Source organism: Mesorhizobium sp. NPDC059054 (genome assembly GCF_042739215.1).
GTDB lineage: Bacteria > Pseudomonadota > Alphaproteobacteria > Rhizobiales > Rhizobiaceae > Mesorhizobium.
In genome coordinates this window covers 164,954-182,231 of the sequence record NZ_JBHYHV010000001.1, presented here as the reverse complement: position 1 = coordinate 182,231, position 17,278 = coordinate 164,954, and the positions used below count along the sequence as shown (strand labels likewise).

Here is a 17,278-nt window from a genome sequence, read left to right as displayed (position 1 = left end):
GCCTGCCCCGGATAGAACCGATCTATCGCACCAGGATCGCCCTGAGGTCGTTGACATTCGTGCCGGTGGGACCCGGCACGAACAGGTCGTCCACCGCATTGAAGGCCGTCCAGGCGTTGTTGCCGGCCAGCATCGCCTTGGCATCGACGTCGGCTGCCCGCATGCGCGTCACGGTGGAGGCATTGCAGAATGCGCCGGCATTGTCTTCCGAGCCGTCGATACCATCGGTGTCGGCGGCGAGGGCATCGATGCCCTCGACACCATCGATGCCGATCGCGAAGGCCAGCAGGAATTCCGAATTGCGCCCGCCCTTGCCCTTGGCGCGCAGCGTCACCGTGGTTTCACCGCCAGACAGGATCAGCACCGGTTTCTTGAAAGGGCGGTCGCGCGTGGCAACTTCGCGGGCGATCGCAGCATGCACCGAACCGACTTCGCGCGCTTCTCCTTCCAGTGCATCGGAGAGAATGACGGCTTCGACGCCCTGGCGCTTGGCCTCTTGCGCAGCCGCTTCGAGTGAGACTGCAGCCGAAGCGATGACATGCACCTCGTTGCGGGCAAATTTCGGATCATCCGGACGCGGCGCTTCAGCGGCTGGCGAATTGATATGCGCCATCACCGCATCCGGCAGTTTCATGCCATAGGCTGCGATGGCGGCGAGCGCATCGGCACGGCTGGCCGCGTCTGGAACGGTTGGCCCGGAAGCAACAAGGGCCGGATTGTCGCCGGGGATGTCGGAAACGATCAGCGACACCACCCTGGCCGGCCATGCCGCGGCGGCCAGGCGCCCGCCCTTGATGGTGGAGACATGCTTGCGGATGGTATTCATTGCCGAGATCGGTGCGCCTGAGGCAAGCAGCGCCTCGTTGACGGCGATTTCGTCAGCAAGCGTCAGGTTGCCTGCCGGCGCCGGCAGCAGCGCGGAACCACCGCCACAGACCAGCGCAATGACCAGATCGTCCTCGCTGAGACCTGAGACGATTTCCTGCAGGCGTTTGGCCGCAGCAAGACCGGCAGCGTCGGGAACGGGATGCGCGGCTTCCACCACCTCCAGGTGTTTGGTCTGTGCGCCATAACCGTAACGCGTAACGATCAGCCCTTCGATCGGCCCATCCCACACCTTTTCGAAGGCCGCGGCCATCTGAGCCGAACCCTTGCCCGCGCCGATGACGATCGTGCGCCCCCTGGGCTTCGCCGGCAGATGCCTGCGGATTGTGAGTTCAGGGTCCGCAGCGGCCACGGCAGCCTCGAAGATCGAGGTGAGGAAGGCCTTCGGATCGAGGGTCATGGCGGAACCTTGTTATTTACGGCGGAAAAGACGTCAATCAACGGAGGGCGGCAAAGCGAGCTTGGCGCGATCGACCCCAAGGTGTGCACACAACGCATCCACCACGACGTTGTGGTCTTCGCGTTCCGGGAGCCCGGAAACAGCGATCACACCGACCACACCGGCGCCCTTGACGGTGACGGGAAAGCCGCCGCCGGCAAGCACGTATTCGGCGATATCCAGCCCCTCACCCACCTTGAAGGTGCGGTCCGGGCGTTGTTGTTCCAACACCATGCGGTACGTACTGCGCAGATAGCGCTTCACGACATTGATCTTGCGCCGCGCCCAATCGGGATTGGACGCGTTGGAGCCTGGCAGGGCGGCGTAAAACAATGGCCGGTCAAAGGTCCGGATGTCGACGATGATCGGCAGCTGTTCCTTCAGCGCCCGCTCGCGGATCGCGCCGCCGATCTCAAAGGCAACAGCTTCGTCGAACGTCTCAAAGACGAGCGCCGCCTCCTGACGCCTGATCGTCTCGATATCCTCGCTCGCGGCCATGCTTCCTCCCAGAAGGCACGAATGTCTATCCGCGTTTACGGCAAACTCCCCTTAGGTCAAGGGCAGATCAGGAATTCGCCACCATCAAGTCGCTCTTGGCTGGCTTTCCGGCAACGTAAACCTCGCGCACGACACGATCATCACCAACCGTCTGCAGCAGGAACAGCTCCTCGGCCAACGAATTGATCCGTTCTGAACGCACCTGCAGCAGTGGCGTCGCCTGGCTGTCGAGCACGACGATATCGGCATCGCTTCCTGCTTCCAGCGTACCGACGCGGTCGACCACCGACAGCGCCTCGGCATTGCCGCGGGTGATTTGCCAGAAGGACTGGAACGGATTGAGCTTTTCGCCCTGCAGCGCGATCACCTTGTAGGCTTCGTCCATGGTACGCAGCATCGAATAGTTGGTGCCGCCGCCGACGTCGGTCGCCGTCGCAATGCGCAGCGGCTTTTCGCGGCTGCGATAACGCTGGTAGTCGAAGAGGCCGGAACCGAGGAAAAGGTTCGAAGTCGGGCAGAAGACAGCCACCGCGCCCGTATCGGACAAGGCATCGGCCTCGCGTTCGGAGAGGTGGATACAATGCCCAAGGAGTGTCTTCTGCCCCATCAAGCCATAGTGCTCGTAGACATGGGTGTAGTCCTTCGACCAGGGATAGAGCTCCTGGGTGAAGGAGATCTCGGCATGGTTCTCCGAAAGGTGCGTCTGGATATGCAGGTCCGGATGCTCGCGGGCCAGCGCCTGCGCCATCTCCATCTGTTCCGGCGTGGAGGTGATGGCGAAGCGCGGCGTGATCGCATAGAGGCCACGACCCTTGCCGTGCCACGCGGAAATCAGCGCCTTGGTGTCGTCATAGCTGGACTGCGGCGTGTCGTGAACCGCCTCCAGCGCGTTGCGGTCCATCATCACCTTGCCGGCGATCACCAGCATGTCGCGATCGTAGGCCTCGGCGAAAAAGGCTTCCGCCGACTGCTTGTGGACCGAGCAATATGCGGCGACCGTCGTGGTGCCATTGCGGATCATCTCATCCAGGAACAGCCGGGAAATACGGCGGCCATGTTGCGCATTCTCGAATTTCGACTCTTCCGGGAATGTGTAGGTGTTCAGCCAGTCGAGCAATTCGGCGCCATAACTGGCGATGATCTGCATCTGCGGCATGTGCACATGCGCGTCGATGAAACCGGGCAACAGCAGATGTGGACGATGATCGATCACCCGTGCACCGGAACCGGCGCGCGCTGAAACCTCGGTATAGGAACCGGAAGCGACGATCTTGCCGTTGGCAACGAGAACAGCGCCATCCTCGTCATAGACATAGGCGGCGCGATCATCGATCGATTCAGGCCAGCGCAGGAAGGACAGGGTGCGGCCGCGCAGGAGTGTTGTGGTCATTTCGCTCTTGCTTCCGTATCAAATTTCACTTCGCCATCCGCTTTGCAGACACCTCCATCGCGAACGAGGAGATGATACTTGCTGCCCGAGCCTCACCCACCGGTTATCCGGGACAGAGGTGTCAGCGAAACGGATTGAACGCCATCCCTTCGGGTTGCCGACGACGTCTACTGCTTCTTCCCGGCCTCTTCGAACCACGTCACCAGCAGCGCGCGTTCCTGGTCGGTGATCTGGGTGACGTTGCCGGGCGGCATGGCGTGGCTGCGGCCGGCCTGCAGATAGATCTCGCGAGCGTGTTCGGCAATCGTCGCATCGCTGTCCAATATCACGCCTTTGGGTGCGTGATAGATGCCCTCATAGACCGGCTCCTGCGTGTGGCACATGGAGCAGCGGCCAAGAACGGCATCGCGCGCTGCCGGAAAATGCGTGGAGGCGGTGTAGACCTCTGCCGTAGACGAGACCTTCTGCTCGCCGGTCAGCACCTTCGGCACGGTCGACAGCCACATGATGATGATGAAGAGAATGGCAGCGGCGAGCCAAGTCCATGTCGGGTTGCCCTTGCGGGCATGCTGCGTGTTGAAGAAGTGGCGGATCAGCACGCCGATCAGGAACACCAGCGAGGCGATGATCCAGTTGAACTGCGTGCCGAACGCCAGCGGATAGTGGTTCGACAGCATCAGGAACAACACCGGCAGCGTCAGGTAGTTGTTGTGCGTCGAGCGCGTCTTGGCGATCTTGCCGTATTTCGGATCGGGCTTGCGGCCGGCGATAAGGTCGGCGACCACGATCTTCTGGTTCGGGATGATGATCATGAAGACGTTGGCCGACATGATCGTGGCGGTGATGGCGCCGAGATGCAGGAACGCCGCGCGGCCGGTGAATAGATGTGTCAGACCCCACGCCATGAACACGAGGATTGCGTAGAGCACCAGCATCAGCAGCGTGTCGTGATTACCGAGCGGCGAACGGCACAGGAGATCGTAGACGATCCAGCCGGAAACCAGGCAGCCAAGAGAAATCAGGATAGCGACCGGTGCCGATACGTCCAGCACGTTGCGATCGATCAGGAACAGGTCCGCGCCGGCATAATAGACGATCGCCAGCATGGCGAAGCCGGACAGCCAGGTGGCATAGGATTCCCATTTGAACCAGGTCAGGTGCTCCGGCATCTCGGCCGGGGCCACCAGGTATTTCTGGATGTGGTAGAAGCCGCCACCGTGGACCTGCCACTCTTCGCCATGGGCGCCAGCCGGCAGACCGGGGCGCTGGCGCAGACCGAGGTCAAGCGCGACGAAATAGAAGGACGAGCCGATCCAGGCGATACCGGTGATCACGTGCAGCCAGCGCACCGCGAATGCCGCCCAATCCCAGAAAATCACATAGTCGAGCATGCTCCACCCCTTCGTGCCGATCAGGCGACATTACGGACTGGTGCGTAAACGGAAAGAGGCGAGCGACACGATGACTTTCAAAAAAAATTGGAAAATAGTAGCCTGGTATCAAAATCAGGCGCAGAGGGGACGCCCTGGACAATGGCTTATCTCGACAACATCGCCGTGTTCGTTCGCGTCGTCGAACTTGGCAACCTGTCTGCCGCCGGGCGCGACATGCGCATTTCGCCGGCTGTCGCATCGAATCGTATCAAGGAACTCGAAAAACATCTCGGCGTGCGCCTGTTCAACCGCACGACCCGGCAGTTGATGCCAACCGAGCACGGAACCGTGTTCTACACTGGCGCCAAGCAGGTGCTGGATGCCATCGTCGAAGCAGAAGCGGCTGTCGCCGCATTGTCGGGCCAGCCACGCGGCACTATTCGCGTTACCGCCCCGCTCGGGCTCGGACGCAGGCTGATCGCCTCCGGCATTCCGGATTTCCACGACACATATCCTGATATCGAGGTGCGCCTGCGCCTGTCCGACCACAACGTCGATATCCTCAAGGAAGGCATCGACGTTGCTTTCCGACTCGGCGTGATCGAGGATTCATCCTTGAGGATGCGCGGCATCATGGAATGCGAGCGCGTGCTGGTCGCCTCCCCGAAATATCTCGAAGCGCGCGGCGAGCCCTCCGATCCCAGCGAACTCATCGGTAGGAAACATGACTGCCTGATGCTGCGCTACCCCGGCAGCCGGGAGTTCTTCTGGATGCTGCAGATGCCCGAAGGCGTGGTGAAATTCGAGGTCCATGGCCCCTTCGACAGCGACGATGGCGACGTGTTGACGGAATGGGCGCTGGCAGGGCGTGGTATCATCAACAAGCCGCGCTTCGAGGTCGAACCGTATATCCGTGACAAGCGCCTGCAGGTGATCTTGACCAAGACGCCACCGACACCCGTGCAGTTCGCCGCCGTTTATCCGCACAAGAAATTGCAGGATCCGAAAGTACGGCTCCTGCTCGATTTCATGGCCGACCGTTGCCAGAAGCTGATCCGCGACATCCTGGCCGGGAAATAGGCGGAACCATAGGGCCACACTGTTCGTTGCGGCTTGCGCGGGAAAAGCGAACACGCCAGTCTCGCGCAGCTAGCCAATCCTGCAAGCCCCCCACGAAATCAGGAGATCCCGATGGCCGACTTCCAGACCAAGAACGACTTGAAATCCAACACCCGCACGACCGCGATCGCCATCTTGAATGCGCGCCTCGCCGAAGCCATCGACCTCGCACTCATCACCAAACAGGCGCACTGGAATGTCAAAGGTCCGCAGTTCATCGCCATCCACGAGATGCTCGACGGTTTCCGCACCGAGCTGGACGACCATGTCGACACCATTGCCGAACGTGCCGTGCAGCTTGGCGGCACAGCCCATGGCACGTCGCAGGATGTCACCAAGACGACCACGCTGAAGCCCTATCCGACCGACATCCACAAGACCAAGGATCATCTGGCCGCGCTGATCGAACGCTACGCTGCCGTGGCGAAGTCAGCACGTGCCGCGATCGATGAATCAGACGAGGCGGGCGATGCCGACACGGCCGACATCTTCACTGCCTATTCGCGTGCGCTCGACAAGTCGCTGTGGTTCCTGGAGGCTCACACACAGGAAAAAGAGTGAGAAGAACGGACGGCTTCAGGCGACTTCCGCGCCTACCTTGACCTGATGCTGGACAAGCGCCGTCATCATCTCGGAAGCGGCAAGGGCCGCGATCACAGGCGGACGCTTGTCCTTCACGGCATCGCCGCCGATCGGTGAGACCAGTCGTTCGAATTCGGCTTCCGAGCCGCTGGCAGTCTTCAGGAACCAGTTCCTGAAGGTCGCCTTCTTGGTCTTGGAGCCGATCATGCCGACATAGGCGGTGTCGCTGCGCTTCAAGGCTTCGGCGGCGATCAGGAAATCCAGCGCGTGGTCGTGGGTGAGCACTGCGAAGGCTGAGCCCGCCGGCGCCTGCCGGACCATCTCTTCGGGCATCGCGGTCAGCCTTGTCTCGACTGCCTCGGTGATGCCCTCCAGTTCCTCGGCGCGTGTTTCCACGACGACCACATGGAGAGGCAGCAGCGATACGGAGGCGGCAAGCGCCTTGCCGACATGGCCGCCGCCGAAAATGTAGAGATGCGGCAAATGCTCTTCTTCGGCTTGCGCCGTCGCGATCAAGTCGGCAGCCATGGCGCCATCCACCAGCCTGATCAGCACCTCGACGCGACCGCCGCAGCACTGGCCGATCTCCGGCCCCAGCGGCACATCGAGCGTCGCGCAGACTTCCTGGACATCGATGCGATGAACCGTAGCAGGCTGCATGCCCTTGCGCGACGGCAGCACCCCCGACATCTGCCTGGCCTTGTCGATCGTCATGTATTCGAGCTGACCACCACCGATCGTGCCGTAGGTCGCTATGGGCGACACCAGCATATAGGCGCCCTTCTCGCGCGGCGTCGACCCTCTCGTGCCGGCCACTTCAACCAGCGCGACCGGACCGGTGCCGGCAAGGAATTCTTTCAGGTCCTGCACTTTCGAAGTCATCATCGCATTCCCGTCCTGGGAATATAACACTTGTCGCGCCGGATTGCCCGTGCGGCAGGCTCACGCCTTGCCGCGCGTTTCCTTCTTGAGCCGCTCGACTGCCATCAGCACACGCTCAGGCGTTGCCGGTGCATCGAGGCGCGGGCTGATCTTGTGATCGGCCACGCTGGCCACCGCATCCGAGAGCGCCTGCAGCACCGAGATGCCGAGCGGCAATGGCGGCTCACCGACAGCCTTGGAGCGATGGATCGTCGGCTCATAGGCCTGCGACCAGTCGGTCAAGGCGACGTTGAAGATCTTCGGCCGGTCGGACGCCAGCGGGATCTTGTAAGTCGACGGCGCGTGCGTGCGCAGCCGGCCCTTGCCGTCCCACCACAATTCCTCGGTGGTCAGCCAGCCCATGCCCTGAACGAAGCCACCCTCGACCTGGCCGATATCGATCGCCCGGTTCAGCGAGCGGCCGGTGTCGTGCAGGATATCGGTGCGTTCGACGACGTATTCACCAGTCAAGGTGTCGATCGAGACTTCCGAACAGGCGGCGCCATAGGCGTAATAATAGAAGGCATGACCCCGGCCCTTGGCGCGATCCCAATGGATCTTCGGCGTCTTGTAGTGCCCGGCCGCCGAAAGCTGGATGCGGTTGAGATAGGCCTGCTTGACCAGGTCGTTGAAGGAAATCTCCTGATTGCCGATGCGGACCCGGTTGGGCAGGAACACCACCTGATCGGCTGGTACGGAATATTTTTCAGCGGCGAAGTCGATCAGCCGTTCCTTGATCTGGCGCGCCGCGTTCTGGGCAGCCATGCCATTGAGATCGGCGCCGGAGGAGGCAGCCGTCGGCGCGGTGTTGGGCACCTTGGCGGTGGTGGTTGCGGTAATCTTCACCCGCTCGAGATCGATCTGGAACTCTTCGGCCACCACCTGCGCGACCTTGAGATGCAGGCCCTGCCCCATCTCGGTGCCGCCGTGGTTCATGTGCACCGAACCGTCATTGTAGATGTGCACCAGCGCGCCGGCCTGGTTGGACTCGGTCTTGGTGAAGGAAATGCCGAATTTGACCGGGGTGAGCGCAATGCCGCGCTTGATGAAGCGGCTGTTGGCATTGAACGCTGCGATCTCGCGACGGCGGCCGGCATAATCGGCGCTTGCTTCCAGTTCCGCCACGACGCGGTGGATGATGTTATCCTCGACCTTCTGATGATAGGGCGTGACGCTGCGTTCGCCCGTCGCGCCCATGGCGTCGTAGAAATTCAGTTTGCGGATCTCGAGCGGATCCTTGCCGACGGCAAACGCCACCTCTTCGATGACACGCTCGGCACCGACCATGCCCTGGGGGCCGCCGAAGCCTCGGAAAGCGGTGTTGGACACGGTGTTGGTGTAGAGCGGTGCCGATTTGGCGTGCACGTTCGGATAGAAATAAGCGTTGTCGCAGTGGAACAGCGCGCGGTCGCCGACAGGACCGGACAGGTCGGCCGAGAAGCCGGCATTGAGCGCGAACATGAAGTCGACACCGAGGATGTTGCCCTCGTCGTCGAAGCCGACGTCGTAGTCGATGACGAAGTCGTGCCGCTTGCCGGTCGCCGTCATGTCCTCGTCGCGGTCGAGGCGCACCTTGACCGCACGCTTGTGTTTCTTGGCGGCAATCGCCGCAATGGCCGCGCACTGGTTGGCCTGCGTTTCCTTACCGCCGAAACCGCCGCCCATGCGACGCACTTCCACGGTGACGGCATGGCTCGGCACGCCGAGCGCATGCGCGACAAGGTGCTGCGTTTCGCTCGGCCCCTGCGTGGAACAATGGACGATGACCTCGTCATCCTCCCCAGGCACCGCCAGGGAAACCTGGCCCTCCAGATAGAAATGGTCCTGCCCGCCCAGCTTCATGCGGTTCTTGATGCGGCGCGGTGCTGCCGCGATCGCCGCGTCGGGATCGCCGCGCTTCAGGGTCAGCGGGGTCACCACCTGCCTGTCCTTCAACGGATCGAGGTCCCAGATGTTGAGGATCGCCGGCAGCTCTTCATATTCGATCCTGGCCAGGCGCGCGGCGCTGCGTGCCGCTTCGCGTGTCTCCGCGATGACCGCGAATATTGGCTGGCCGTGGAACTGTACCTTGCCTTCGGCGAAGACCGGATCGTCATGCATGCCGCTGGGCGACACGTCGTTTTCGCCGGGCACATCCTTGTAGGTCAGCACGTCGACCACACCCGGTGCAGCGCGCACGGCCGTCAGGTCGACTGCCTTCAGCGTGGCATGCGTGACGGTCGAGAGACCGAGGCCGACATGCAGCGTGCCCGCCGGTTCCGGCAGATCGTCGATATAGACCGCGGTTCCGGCGACATGCTTGTGCGCGGAATCATGGCGCTGGTCGGTGTGTACGCCACCGACGATCTTCTGCGCCTTGAGGTTTGGAGTGTGCTTGGTCATCTCACGCCGCCTCGTAACGTGACACCTGGAATGGCGCCCTGGTGCCGGTGGTCTCGGTATAGAAACGCAGGAGAAGGTTCCTTGCCGCCAGCGCCCGATATTCCGCGGTTGCGCGCATATCGGTGAGCGGCGCGAAGTCTTCGGCGTATTTCGCCATCGCGGCCTCCACCGTCGCCTCGGTCCACGGCTTGCCGACCAGCGCCTTCTCCACCGCCGTGGCCCGCTTCGGCGTAGCCGCCATGCCGCCATAGGCAATGCGGATCGATGCCACCGTGCCGTCCTTGGCGAGTTTCAGGCTAAAGGCGCCGAGCGTCGCGGTGATGTCCTCGTCGCGGCGCTTGGTGATCTTGTAGACCGCGAACTTTTCGCCCTTTTCCGGGATCGGCACATGCACGGCCTCGACGAACTCGCCTGGCTGGCGATCCTGCTTGCCATAGGCGATGAAGAACTTCTCGAGCGAGATGGTGCGGCGCTTCTTGCCCTTGCGCAAAGTGAGCTTGGCATCGAGCGCAATCAACGGCGGCGGCGTGTCACCAATCGGCGAGCCATTGGCGATGTTGCCGCCGATCGTGCCCATGTTGCGCACCTGCTGGCCGCCGATGCGGTCGATGAGCGGCCCGAGCGCCGGAATGCGCTTGGCGAGCAAGGAGAACGCTTCGGTGTAGGTGACGCCGGCGCCGATCGAGATGACACCCTTGTCCTCGGAGATCGTGCGCAGCCCCTCGATCCCGGCGATGAAGACCGCCGGCGAGATGTCGCGCATATGCTTGGTCACCCACAGGCCGACATCGGTCGACCCTGCCACGATGGTGGCCTGCGGCTCGGCTTCCAGCACCTTGGCGAAGTCGTCGACATCGGCAGGCACAATGAAGCGATCCTTTCCGGCACCAACCTCAACGCGGGTGCCGTCCTGAAGCTCGGTCAGGCGCGCGATCACAGCCTTGCGCTCGGCCTGCAGCGGATCCTTCGCAGCCTTGCCGTAACTGGAAATGGCGCGCGCGGCGCGCATGATTGCTTCGTAGCCCGTGCAGCGGCAAAGATTGCCCTGCAGCGCCTTTTCGATCTCAGCGTCGGACGGATCGGGCGACTTCATCCAAAGCGCATAGAGCGACATGACGAAGCCCGGCGTGCAGAAGCCGCATTGCGAGCCGTGGAAATCGACCATCGCTTGCTGCACGGGATGCAGTGTGTCACTCGCTCCGGCGAGATGTTCGATCGTTACGACATGGGTGGCGTCGAGCGAACCCATGAAGCGGATGCAGGCGTTGACGCTCTCATAGACCAGCTTGCCGGCGACAAGCTTGCCGACCAGGACCGTGCACGCACCGCAGTCGCCCTCGGCGCAGCCTTCCTTGGAGCCCTTGAGCGAGCGGGAAAGGCGCAGCCAGTCGAGCAACGTCTGGTCGGGCGCAACATCGCTCAGAGCGACATCGCGGCCATTGAGGATGAAGCGCAGCTCGGAACGGGTCTTGAGTTTGGCCATTGCTCAGCTTCCCCGGTACGTCGAATAGCTGTAGGGCGAGATCAACAGCGGCACGTGATAATGCTTGGCCTCGGCCATGCCGAAGCGGATCGGCACGATGTCGAGGAAAGCCGGTTCGGCCAGCTTGGCGCCGGAGCGGCGCAGATAATCGCCAGCCGAGAAGACCAGCTCGTATTCACCGAGCTTGAACTCGTCACCGGCCAGAAGTGGCGCATCGCAGCGGCCGTCGCTGTTGGTGGTCACACTCTTCAGATGCGTGCGCTTGCCGTCGTCGAGACGGAACAGATCGACGAACAGGCCGGCCGCCGGCTTGCCGGTCGCCGTATCCAACACATGCGTCGTCAGACGCCCGCCATTATTGTGCGACGTTTCCGCCAATTGCCGCCTCCCATTCCGGTACAATCGAACATAGTGATGAATTGTGCGCCAATTAAAGGCGATGCATAAGCCCTGGTCGAGCGGACGGCACCAAAAAGCACTTTCAAAAATTTCGTGGTAATGGCGACCGAAACCTTTGGATATCTTGGGCCTACTTCCGGAGCAACCGGCAGGGAGGAATGATGCGTTACGTACGGGACATGCGTGGCTACGGAGCCAATCCGCCAGACCCGAAATGGCCGGGTGGCGCCCATGTCGCCGTGCAATTCGTGGTCAACTACGAAGAAGGCGGTGAAAACTGCGTCCTGCATGGCGATGCGGCCTCGGAAGCGTTCCTGTCGGAAGTGGTGGGCGCTGCCCCCTGGCCGGGCAAGCGCCACTGGAACATGGAATCCATCTACGAATATGGCGCCCGGTCGGGTTTCTGGCGGCTGCACCGCATGTTCACCGAGGCTGGTGTGCCGGTGACTGTCTACGGCGTCGCCTCGGCGCTCGCGCGTTCACCCGATCATGTCGCGGCCATGGCCGCCGCGGGCTGGGAGATCGCCTCTCACGGGCTCAAATGGATCGACTATCGTGACCATGACGAGGCCGACGAAAAGCGCGACCTCGACGAAGCGATCCGCCTGCACAAGGAAGTGGTCGGCGAACGCCCGGCCGGGCTCTATCTTGGCCGCACCTCGGTGAATTCGGTGAAACTGGCTGCTGCCGAAGGCGGCTTTGCCTGGATCTCCGACACCTATGATGACGACCTGCCCTACTGGCTCGACCATGACGGCCACGGCAAGGCCATTCCGCCGCAGCTCGTCATCCCTTACACGCTCGACGCCAACGACATGCGCTTCGCCACCCCGCAGGGCTTCAATTCGGGCGATCAGTTCTTCGCCTATCTCAAGGACGCGTTCGACACGCTCTATGCCGAGGGCAAGGCCGGACGCGGCGGCATGATGAGCATCGGCCTGCATTGCCGCCTGATCGGCCGGCCGGGCCGCGCGGCGGCGCTGAAGCGCTTCATCGACTACGTGAAGAGCCACGACAAGGTCTGGCTGCCGCGCCGCATCGATATCGCCAACCACTGGCGCGAACATCATCCTTACGAGCCGGCGGCGCTCCGCCCATCCCGCATGGACAGCCAGGAATTCGTGCAGCGCTTCGGCGACATCTTCGAACACTCGCCCTGGATCGCCGAGCGTGCCTTCGAACTGGAGCTCGGCCCCGCGCATGACAGCGCCGGCGGCCTGCACAACGCGCTCTGCCGCGCCTTCCGCTCGGCTTCCGAGACCGAACGTCTTGGCGTGCTCACCGCGCACCCGGATCTCGCCGGCAAGCTGGCGCAGGCCAGGCGGCTGACCGAAGATTCGACGAAGGAGCAGGCCTCGGCCGGGCTCGACGCGCTGACCGACAAGGAGCGCGAACTGTTTTCCAAGCTGAACGCCGCCTACGTCACCACCTTCGGCTTCCCGTTCATCATCGCGGTGAAGGGCAAGACCAAGGAAGAAATCCTGGCGGCGTTCGAGACCCGCATCGGCAACAGCCGCGGCGAGGAGTTCGAGACGGCCTGCAAGCAGGTCGAACGCATCGCGCTGTTGCGCCTCAAGGACATACTACCCGCATAGGTCTGAACGATGGATATGATGAAGATGACCGATCGCACCTACTACGCGCCAAAAGGCGGACTGCCGCCGCAGACCGACCTGATCACCGACCGCGCGGTGTTCACAGAAGCCTACGCGGTCATCCCCAAACGCGAGTTCAGCGATATCGTCACCTCCTACCTGCCGGGCTGGGACAAGACGCGGTTGTGGATCATCGCCCGCCCGCTGTCGGGTTTCGCCGAGACCTTCTCGCAATACATCATGGAAGTGCAACCTGGTGGCGGCAGCGACAGGCCTGAACCGGATGCCGACGCGGAAGGCGTGCTTTTCGTGGTCGAAGGCGAGATCACCGTCACGCTCGCCGGCAAGAACCATGTGATGAAGCCGGGCGGCTACGCCTTCCTGCCGCCGTCGAGTGGTTGGACATTGCGCAACGACGGCAAGGCGACCGCGCGTTTCCACTGGATCCGCAAGGCCTACGAAAAAGCCGACGGCATCGAAGTCCCCGATCCGATCTTCACCAACGAAAACGACGTCGCTCCCAACCCGATGCCCGATACCGAAGGGCGCTGGGCGACGACCCGTTTCGTCGATCCGCTGGACCTGCGCCACGACATGCATGTCACCATCGTGACTTTCGAGCCGGGCGGCATCATCCCCTTTCCCGAGACGCATGTGATGGAGCACGGGCTCTACGTGCTGGAAGGCAAGGCGGTTTACCGCCTCAACCAGGATTGGGTGGAGGTGCAAGCCGGCGACTATATGTGGCTGCGCGCCTTCTGCCCACAGGCCTGCTACGCAGGCGGACCGGGCAAATTCCGCTACCTGCTCTACAAGGACGTCAACCGCCACGCCAAACTCGGCGGGTTCGGACGATAGCGATAGCGGGTTGGAGCGAACTCGATGACCGGCAGAATCATCACCGCCAAGCCCCTGACGCGCGCCAACTTCGCCGAATTCGGCGAGGTCATCGACACCGAGACTGATGGCCACTACCCGATCAATGGCGGCAAGTGCGAACGCTATCATGCGCTGGCACGCGCGGAAGCTTCCGGTCCGAACGGCCACGTGCTGATCAATCTCTTCAAGGGCACGCCTTACGAGTTCCCCCTGAAGCTATCGATGGTGGAACGCCATCCGTTCGGCAGCCAGGCTTTCGTGCCGCTGTCGCCTCGCCCCTTCGTGGTCGTGGTCTGCCACGATGGGCCGGATGGCCCCGCCAAACCGCACGCCTTCATCACCAAGCCTGGTCAGGGCGTGAACTACCCGCGCAATCTGTGGCACGGCGTGCTCACCCCGATCGGTGAGCCACAGGACTTCGTCGTCGTCGACCGCGGCGGCGACGGTTCCAACGTCGAGGAATTCCACTTCTCGCACCCGTATGAAATCCATTTGCCCGAAGGGTCCCAGCCATGACCGACGTTTCGCTGATCGACCGACTGCTCGACGTCATCGAGCACGACATCGTGCCGAAGACCGAAAGCGGCGTGGATGAAGGCAACAAGCTGTTCGGCGCCGCCATCCTGCGCAAGAGCGACCGCTCGCTGGTTCTGGCCGAAACCAACAACGAAACCGAGAACCCGCTATGGCACGGCGAAGTGCATTGCCTGAAGCGCTTCTATGAGATGCCCAAGGCCGAGCGTGTCGATACCAAGGATGCCATCTTTCTCGCCACGCATGAACCATGTTCGCTGTGCCTGTCGGCGATCACCTGGACCGGCTTCGACAATTTCTACTACCTGTTCAGCCATGAGGATTCGCGCGACAGCTTCGCCATCCCGCACGATCTGAAGATCCTGAAGGAGGTCTTCACGCTCGAGCCTGGCGGCTACAACGCCGAGAACGCCTACTGGAAAAGCTATTCACTGCGCCGTCTTGTGCGCGGCTTGCCCGAGACGGAGCGCAATCGGCTGGAATCGCGCATCAAGACCATCGCCGACAAATACGACGCGCTTTCCGCCGATTATCAGGACGGCAAGGCCGACAACGACATCCCCCTGAATTAACCCCGAGTCCGCTCTTCGGGATTGCACGTCTATTCCGACCGTTGCAAACCGCATTTCCAAGGCACACTGCGGTTTCCCGGGGCACTCTTTTTTCAAAAGCCCCCACCTGAGCCCAAGGCCGACATGCCATATGCGGCAATCAATGTCGCATCCGGCCTTGCGCCAAAGTTTCCCTTACGTCCATTCTCCTCCTGACAAGAACAAGAAATCGACCAGAATGGTCGACCCAAGGAGTGAGGGAACCAATGTCCAATGAACTCGAACACCTCAGCCGTCGCGTTGCCGCCGGCAGGCTGAACCGTCGCGATTTTCTCGGTCGCGCGGCAGCGCTCGGCGTCAGCGCAGCCTTCGCCAATACGCTGCTCGCAGATGCCGCGAAGGCTGAAGGCCCGGTCAAGGGCGGCGTGCTGAAAGCCGGCATGCAAGGGGGTGCGGCTACCGACAGTCTCGACCCTGCCTTGTGGGCCAGCCAGGTTCCCTACACATTCGGCCGCTGCTGGGGCGAACAGATGCTGGAGGTGACACCCACGGGCGGCATCGAACCCAAGCTCGCCGAATCCTACGAAGCGTCCGACGATGCCAAGACCTGGACCTTCAAGATCCGCAAGGGCGTCACCTTCCACAACGGCAAGGAGATGACGCCCGAGGACATCGTGGCGACGCTGGAACGCCATGGCGACAAAAATTCGAAATCAGCGGCACTCGCCTTCATCTCCGAATTCGACAGCGTCAAGGCCGATGGCGGCAACGTCGTCATCAAGCTGAAGGAACCCAATGCCGACCTGCCCTATGTTGTGGCCGACTATCACCTGATGATCCAGCCCAATGGCGGCAAGGACAATCCGACCGCCGGCATCGGCACCGGCCCCTACAAGATGGTGACCAATGAACCGGGCGTACGTCATGTCGGCGCCCGCCACGAAGGCCATTGGGACCACGCCCGGCGCGGCCATGCCGACCAGGTCGAGATTATCGTCATCAACGATGCCACGGCGCGCACCTCCGCGCTGCAGGGTGGCCAGGTGCATATGATCAACCGCGTCGAGCCGAAGATCGTTTCTCTGGTCAAACGCGTGCCGGGCGTCACCATCCGCAACGTCGCCGGCAAGGGCCATTACGTCTTCATCGCCCACTGCAATACGGCGCCCTTCGACAACAACGATCTCAGGCTGGCGCTGAAATACGCGATCGACCGCGAGGAGATGGTGCAGAAGATTCTCGGCGGCTATGGCACCGTCGGCAACGACATGCCCGTGAGCAAGGCCTATGCACTGTTCTCCGACGATATCGAGCAGCGCAAATACGACCCCGACAAGGCACAATTCCACTTCAAGAAGTCAGGCCATTCCGGACCGGTGCTGCTGCGTACCTCGGACGTCGCCTTCCCCGGCGCGGTCGATGCCGCCCAGCTCTACCAGCAGAGTGCCGCCAAGGCCGGCATCCAGATCGAGGTCAAACGCGAGCCCGGCGACGGCTACTGGTCCGAAGTCTGGAACAAGCAGCCCTTCTCCATGTCGTACTGGACAGGTCGCCCAACGCAGGACCAGGTCTATTCCATCGCCTATCTCAAGAATGCGGAATGGAATGACACCCGCTTCTTCCGCGACGATTTCGACAAGCTTATCCTGCAGGCGCGTTCGGAACTGGATTCGGCCAAGCGCAAGACGCTCTATCGGCAGGCCGGTGTCATGTTGCGTGACGAAGGCGGTGTCATCGTACCGATGTTCAACGACTATATCGACGCAACCAGCGCCAATGTCGGAGGCTGGGTGGACGACGTGAACAGCGAATTGATGAACGGCCATGCGCTGACCAAGTGCTGGTTGCAGGCATGATCATGCTCGGCCGAGCGTGAAGAGGGCGCTGGAGAACAGGAGAAGCTTCAGGACGACGCGGGGCGTGTCGATTGCATCCATGGGTTGCGAAGCGCTCGGCATGCCTGCGCGACACGGTGTCGCAAACAGAATAGCCTAATGGTGGCCACTCAAAACTTGGCCGCCCGCAGGCCTGCAAACCGTGTTGAGCTTCCCGGAAACCACATTTTTACCGGGAGAAGGCAGGTTTCCGGGGTGATCTGGTCGCTGTTTTCAAAAGCACCCAAAACCGTACACGCACGGACAGCTCAAAAGCGACATGCCATATGCGGCAGTCGATGTCGCATCCGGTCTTGGCTAAAGTTTCCCTTACGTTCATTATTCTCCTGACAAAAACAAGAAATCGGCCAAAA

15 protein-coding genes are annotated in these 17,278 nt (G+C 62.0%); 7 read left to right on the top strand and 8 right to left on the bottom strand.

Annotated elements, in window-relative coordinates:
- Nucleotides 1-22: 22 nt before the first annotated feature.
- The 4 genes from ACFWXH_RS00855 to ACFWXH_RS00840 form a co-directional block, all read right to left on the bottom strand.
- Nucleotides 23-1,285, bottom strand: a complete 1,263-nt coding sequence (locus ACFWXH_RS00855; RefSeq protein ID WP_379116684.1) for a glycerate kinase — start codon at nt 1,283-1,285, stop codon at nt 23-25.
- Nucleotides 1,286-1,318: 33 nt separating this feature from the next.
- The gene (locus ACFWXH_RS00850; RefSeq protein WP_379116682.1) at nt 1,319-1,822 is read right to left on the bottom strand and encodes a heme-degrading domain-containing protein; all 504 of its coding nucleotides are present in this window, start codon (nt 1,820-1,822) and stop codon (nt 1,319-1,321) included.
- A 67-nt stretch (nt 1,823-1,889) separates the two neighbouring features.
- Entirely contained in the window at nt 1,890-3,212 is a 1,323-nt protein-coding gene (gene guaD / locus ACFWXH_RS00845; protein ID WP_379116680.1) for a guanine deaminase, read from the bottom strand.
- A 167-nt stretch (nt 3,213-3,379) separates the two neighbouring features.
- Nucleotides 3,380-4,603 (bottom strand): urate hydroxylase PuuD, encoded by a 1,224-nt coding sequence (locus ACFWXH_RS00840; RefSeq protein ID WP_379116677.1) that lies wholly within the window; start codon nt 4,601-4,603, stop codon nt 3,380-3,382.
- 141 nt (nt 4,604-4,744) lie between these two features.
- On the opposite strand from ACFWXH_RS00840, the gene ACFWXH_RS00835 reads away from it, so the two are divergent.
- Nucleotides 4,745-5,665, top strand: a complete 921-nt coding sequence (locus ACFWXH_RS00835; protein ID WP_054309283.1) for a LysR family transcriptional regulator — start codon at nt 4,745-4,747, stop codon at nt 5,663-5,665.
- Nucleotides 5,666-5,776: 111 nt separating this feature from the next.
- Nucleotides 5,777-6,265, top strand: a complete 489-nt coding sequence (dps, locus tag ACFWXH_RS00830) for a DNA starvation/stationary phase protection protein Dps (RefSeq protein ID WP_054309284.1) — start codon at nt 5,777-5,779, stop codon at nt 6,263-6,265.
- A gap of 15 nt (nt 6,266-6,280) precedes the next feature.
- Here the strand turns inward: dps and xdhC are convergent, their stop codons facing one another.
- Genes xdhC through uraH form a run of 4 tightly spaced genes read right to left on the bottom strand, consistent with a single transcriptional unit; the run spans nt 6,281 to nt 11,450 of the window.
- Entirely contained in the window at nt 6,281-7,168 is an 888-nt protein-coding gene (gene xdhC / locus ACFWXH_RS00825) for a xanthine dehydrogenase accessory protein XdhC (RefSeq protein ID WP_379118893.1), read from the bottom strand.
- A gap of 60 nt (nt 7,169-7,228) precedes the next feature.
- Nucleotides 7,229-9,589, bottom strand: coding sequence for a xanthine dehydrogenase molybdopterin binding subunit (gene xdhB, locus ACFWXH_RS00820; RefSeq protein ID WP_379116675.1), 2,361 nt, complete (start codon nt 9,587-9,589; stop codon nt 7,229-7,231).
- Between the two features lies 1 nt (nt 9,590).
- Nucleotides 9,591-11,072 carry a xanthine dehydrogenase small subunit gene (xdhA, locus tag ACFWXH_RS00815; RefSeq protein ID WP_379116673.1) on the bottom strand — a complete coding sequence of 494 codons (1,482 nt, stop codon included), beginning with the start codon at nt 11,070-11,072 and terminating at the stop codon, nt 9,591-9,593.
- Between the two features lie 3 nt (nt 11,073-11,075).
- Entirely contained in the window at nt 11,076-11,450 is a 375-nt protein-coding gene (gene uraH, locus ACFWXH_RS00810) for a hydroxyisourate hydrolase (RefSeq protein ID WP_379116671.1), read from the bottom strand.
- 182 nt (nt 11,451-11,632) lie between these two features.
- Between uraH and puuE the strand changes: the two genes are divergently transcribed.
- The 5 genes from puuE (at nt 11,633) to ACFWXH_RS00785 (ending at nt 16,886) form a co-directional block, all read left to right on the top strand.
- Nucleotides 11,633-13,066 carry an allantoinase PuuE gene (puuE, locus tag ACFWXH_RS00805; protein ID WP_379116669.1) on the top strand — a complete coding sequence of 478 codons (1,434 nt, stop codon included), beginning with the start codon at nt 11,633-11,635 and terminating at the stop codon, nt 13,064-13,066.
- Between the two features lie 24 nt (nt 13,067-13,090).
- Complete coding sequence (locus ACFWXH_RS00800; protein WP_379116667.1) at nt 13,091-13,924, top strand: bifunctional allantoicase/(S)-ureidoglycine aminohydrolase; 834 nt, start codon at nt 13,091-13,093, stop codon at nt 13,922-13,924.
- Between the two features lie 24 nt (nt 13,925-13,948).
- Complete coding sequence (locus tag ACFWXH_RS00795; RefSeq protein ID WP_379116664.1) at nt 13,949-14,461, top strand: ureidoglycolate lyase; 513 nt, start codon at nt 13,949-13,951, stop codon at nt 14,459-14,461.
- Nucleotides 14,458-15,051, top strand: a complete 594-nt coding sequence (locus tag ACFWXH_RS00790; RefSeq protein ID WP_379116662.1) for a nucleoside deaminase — start codon at nt 14,458-14,460, stop codon at nt 15,049-15,051. Before ACFWXH_RS00795 ends, ACFWXH_RS00790 begins: the two co-directional genes overlap by 4 nt.
- Before the next feature lie 245 nt (nt 15,052-15,296).
- The gene (locus ACFWXH_RS00785; protein WP_379116659.1) at nt 15,297-16,886 is read left to right on the top strand and encodes an ABC transporter substrate-binding protein; all 1,590 of its coding nucleotides are present in this window, start codon (nt 15,297-15,299) and stop codon (nt 16,884-16,886) included.
- Nucleotides 16,887-17,278: the final 392 nt, after the last annotated feature.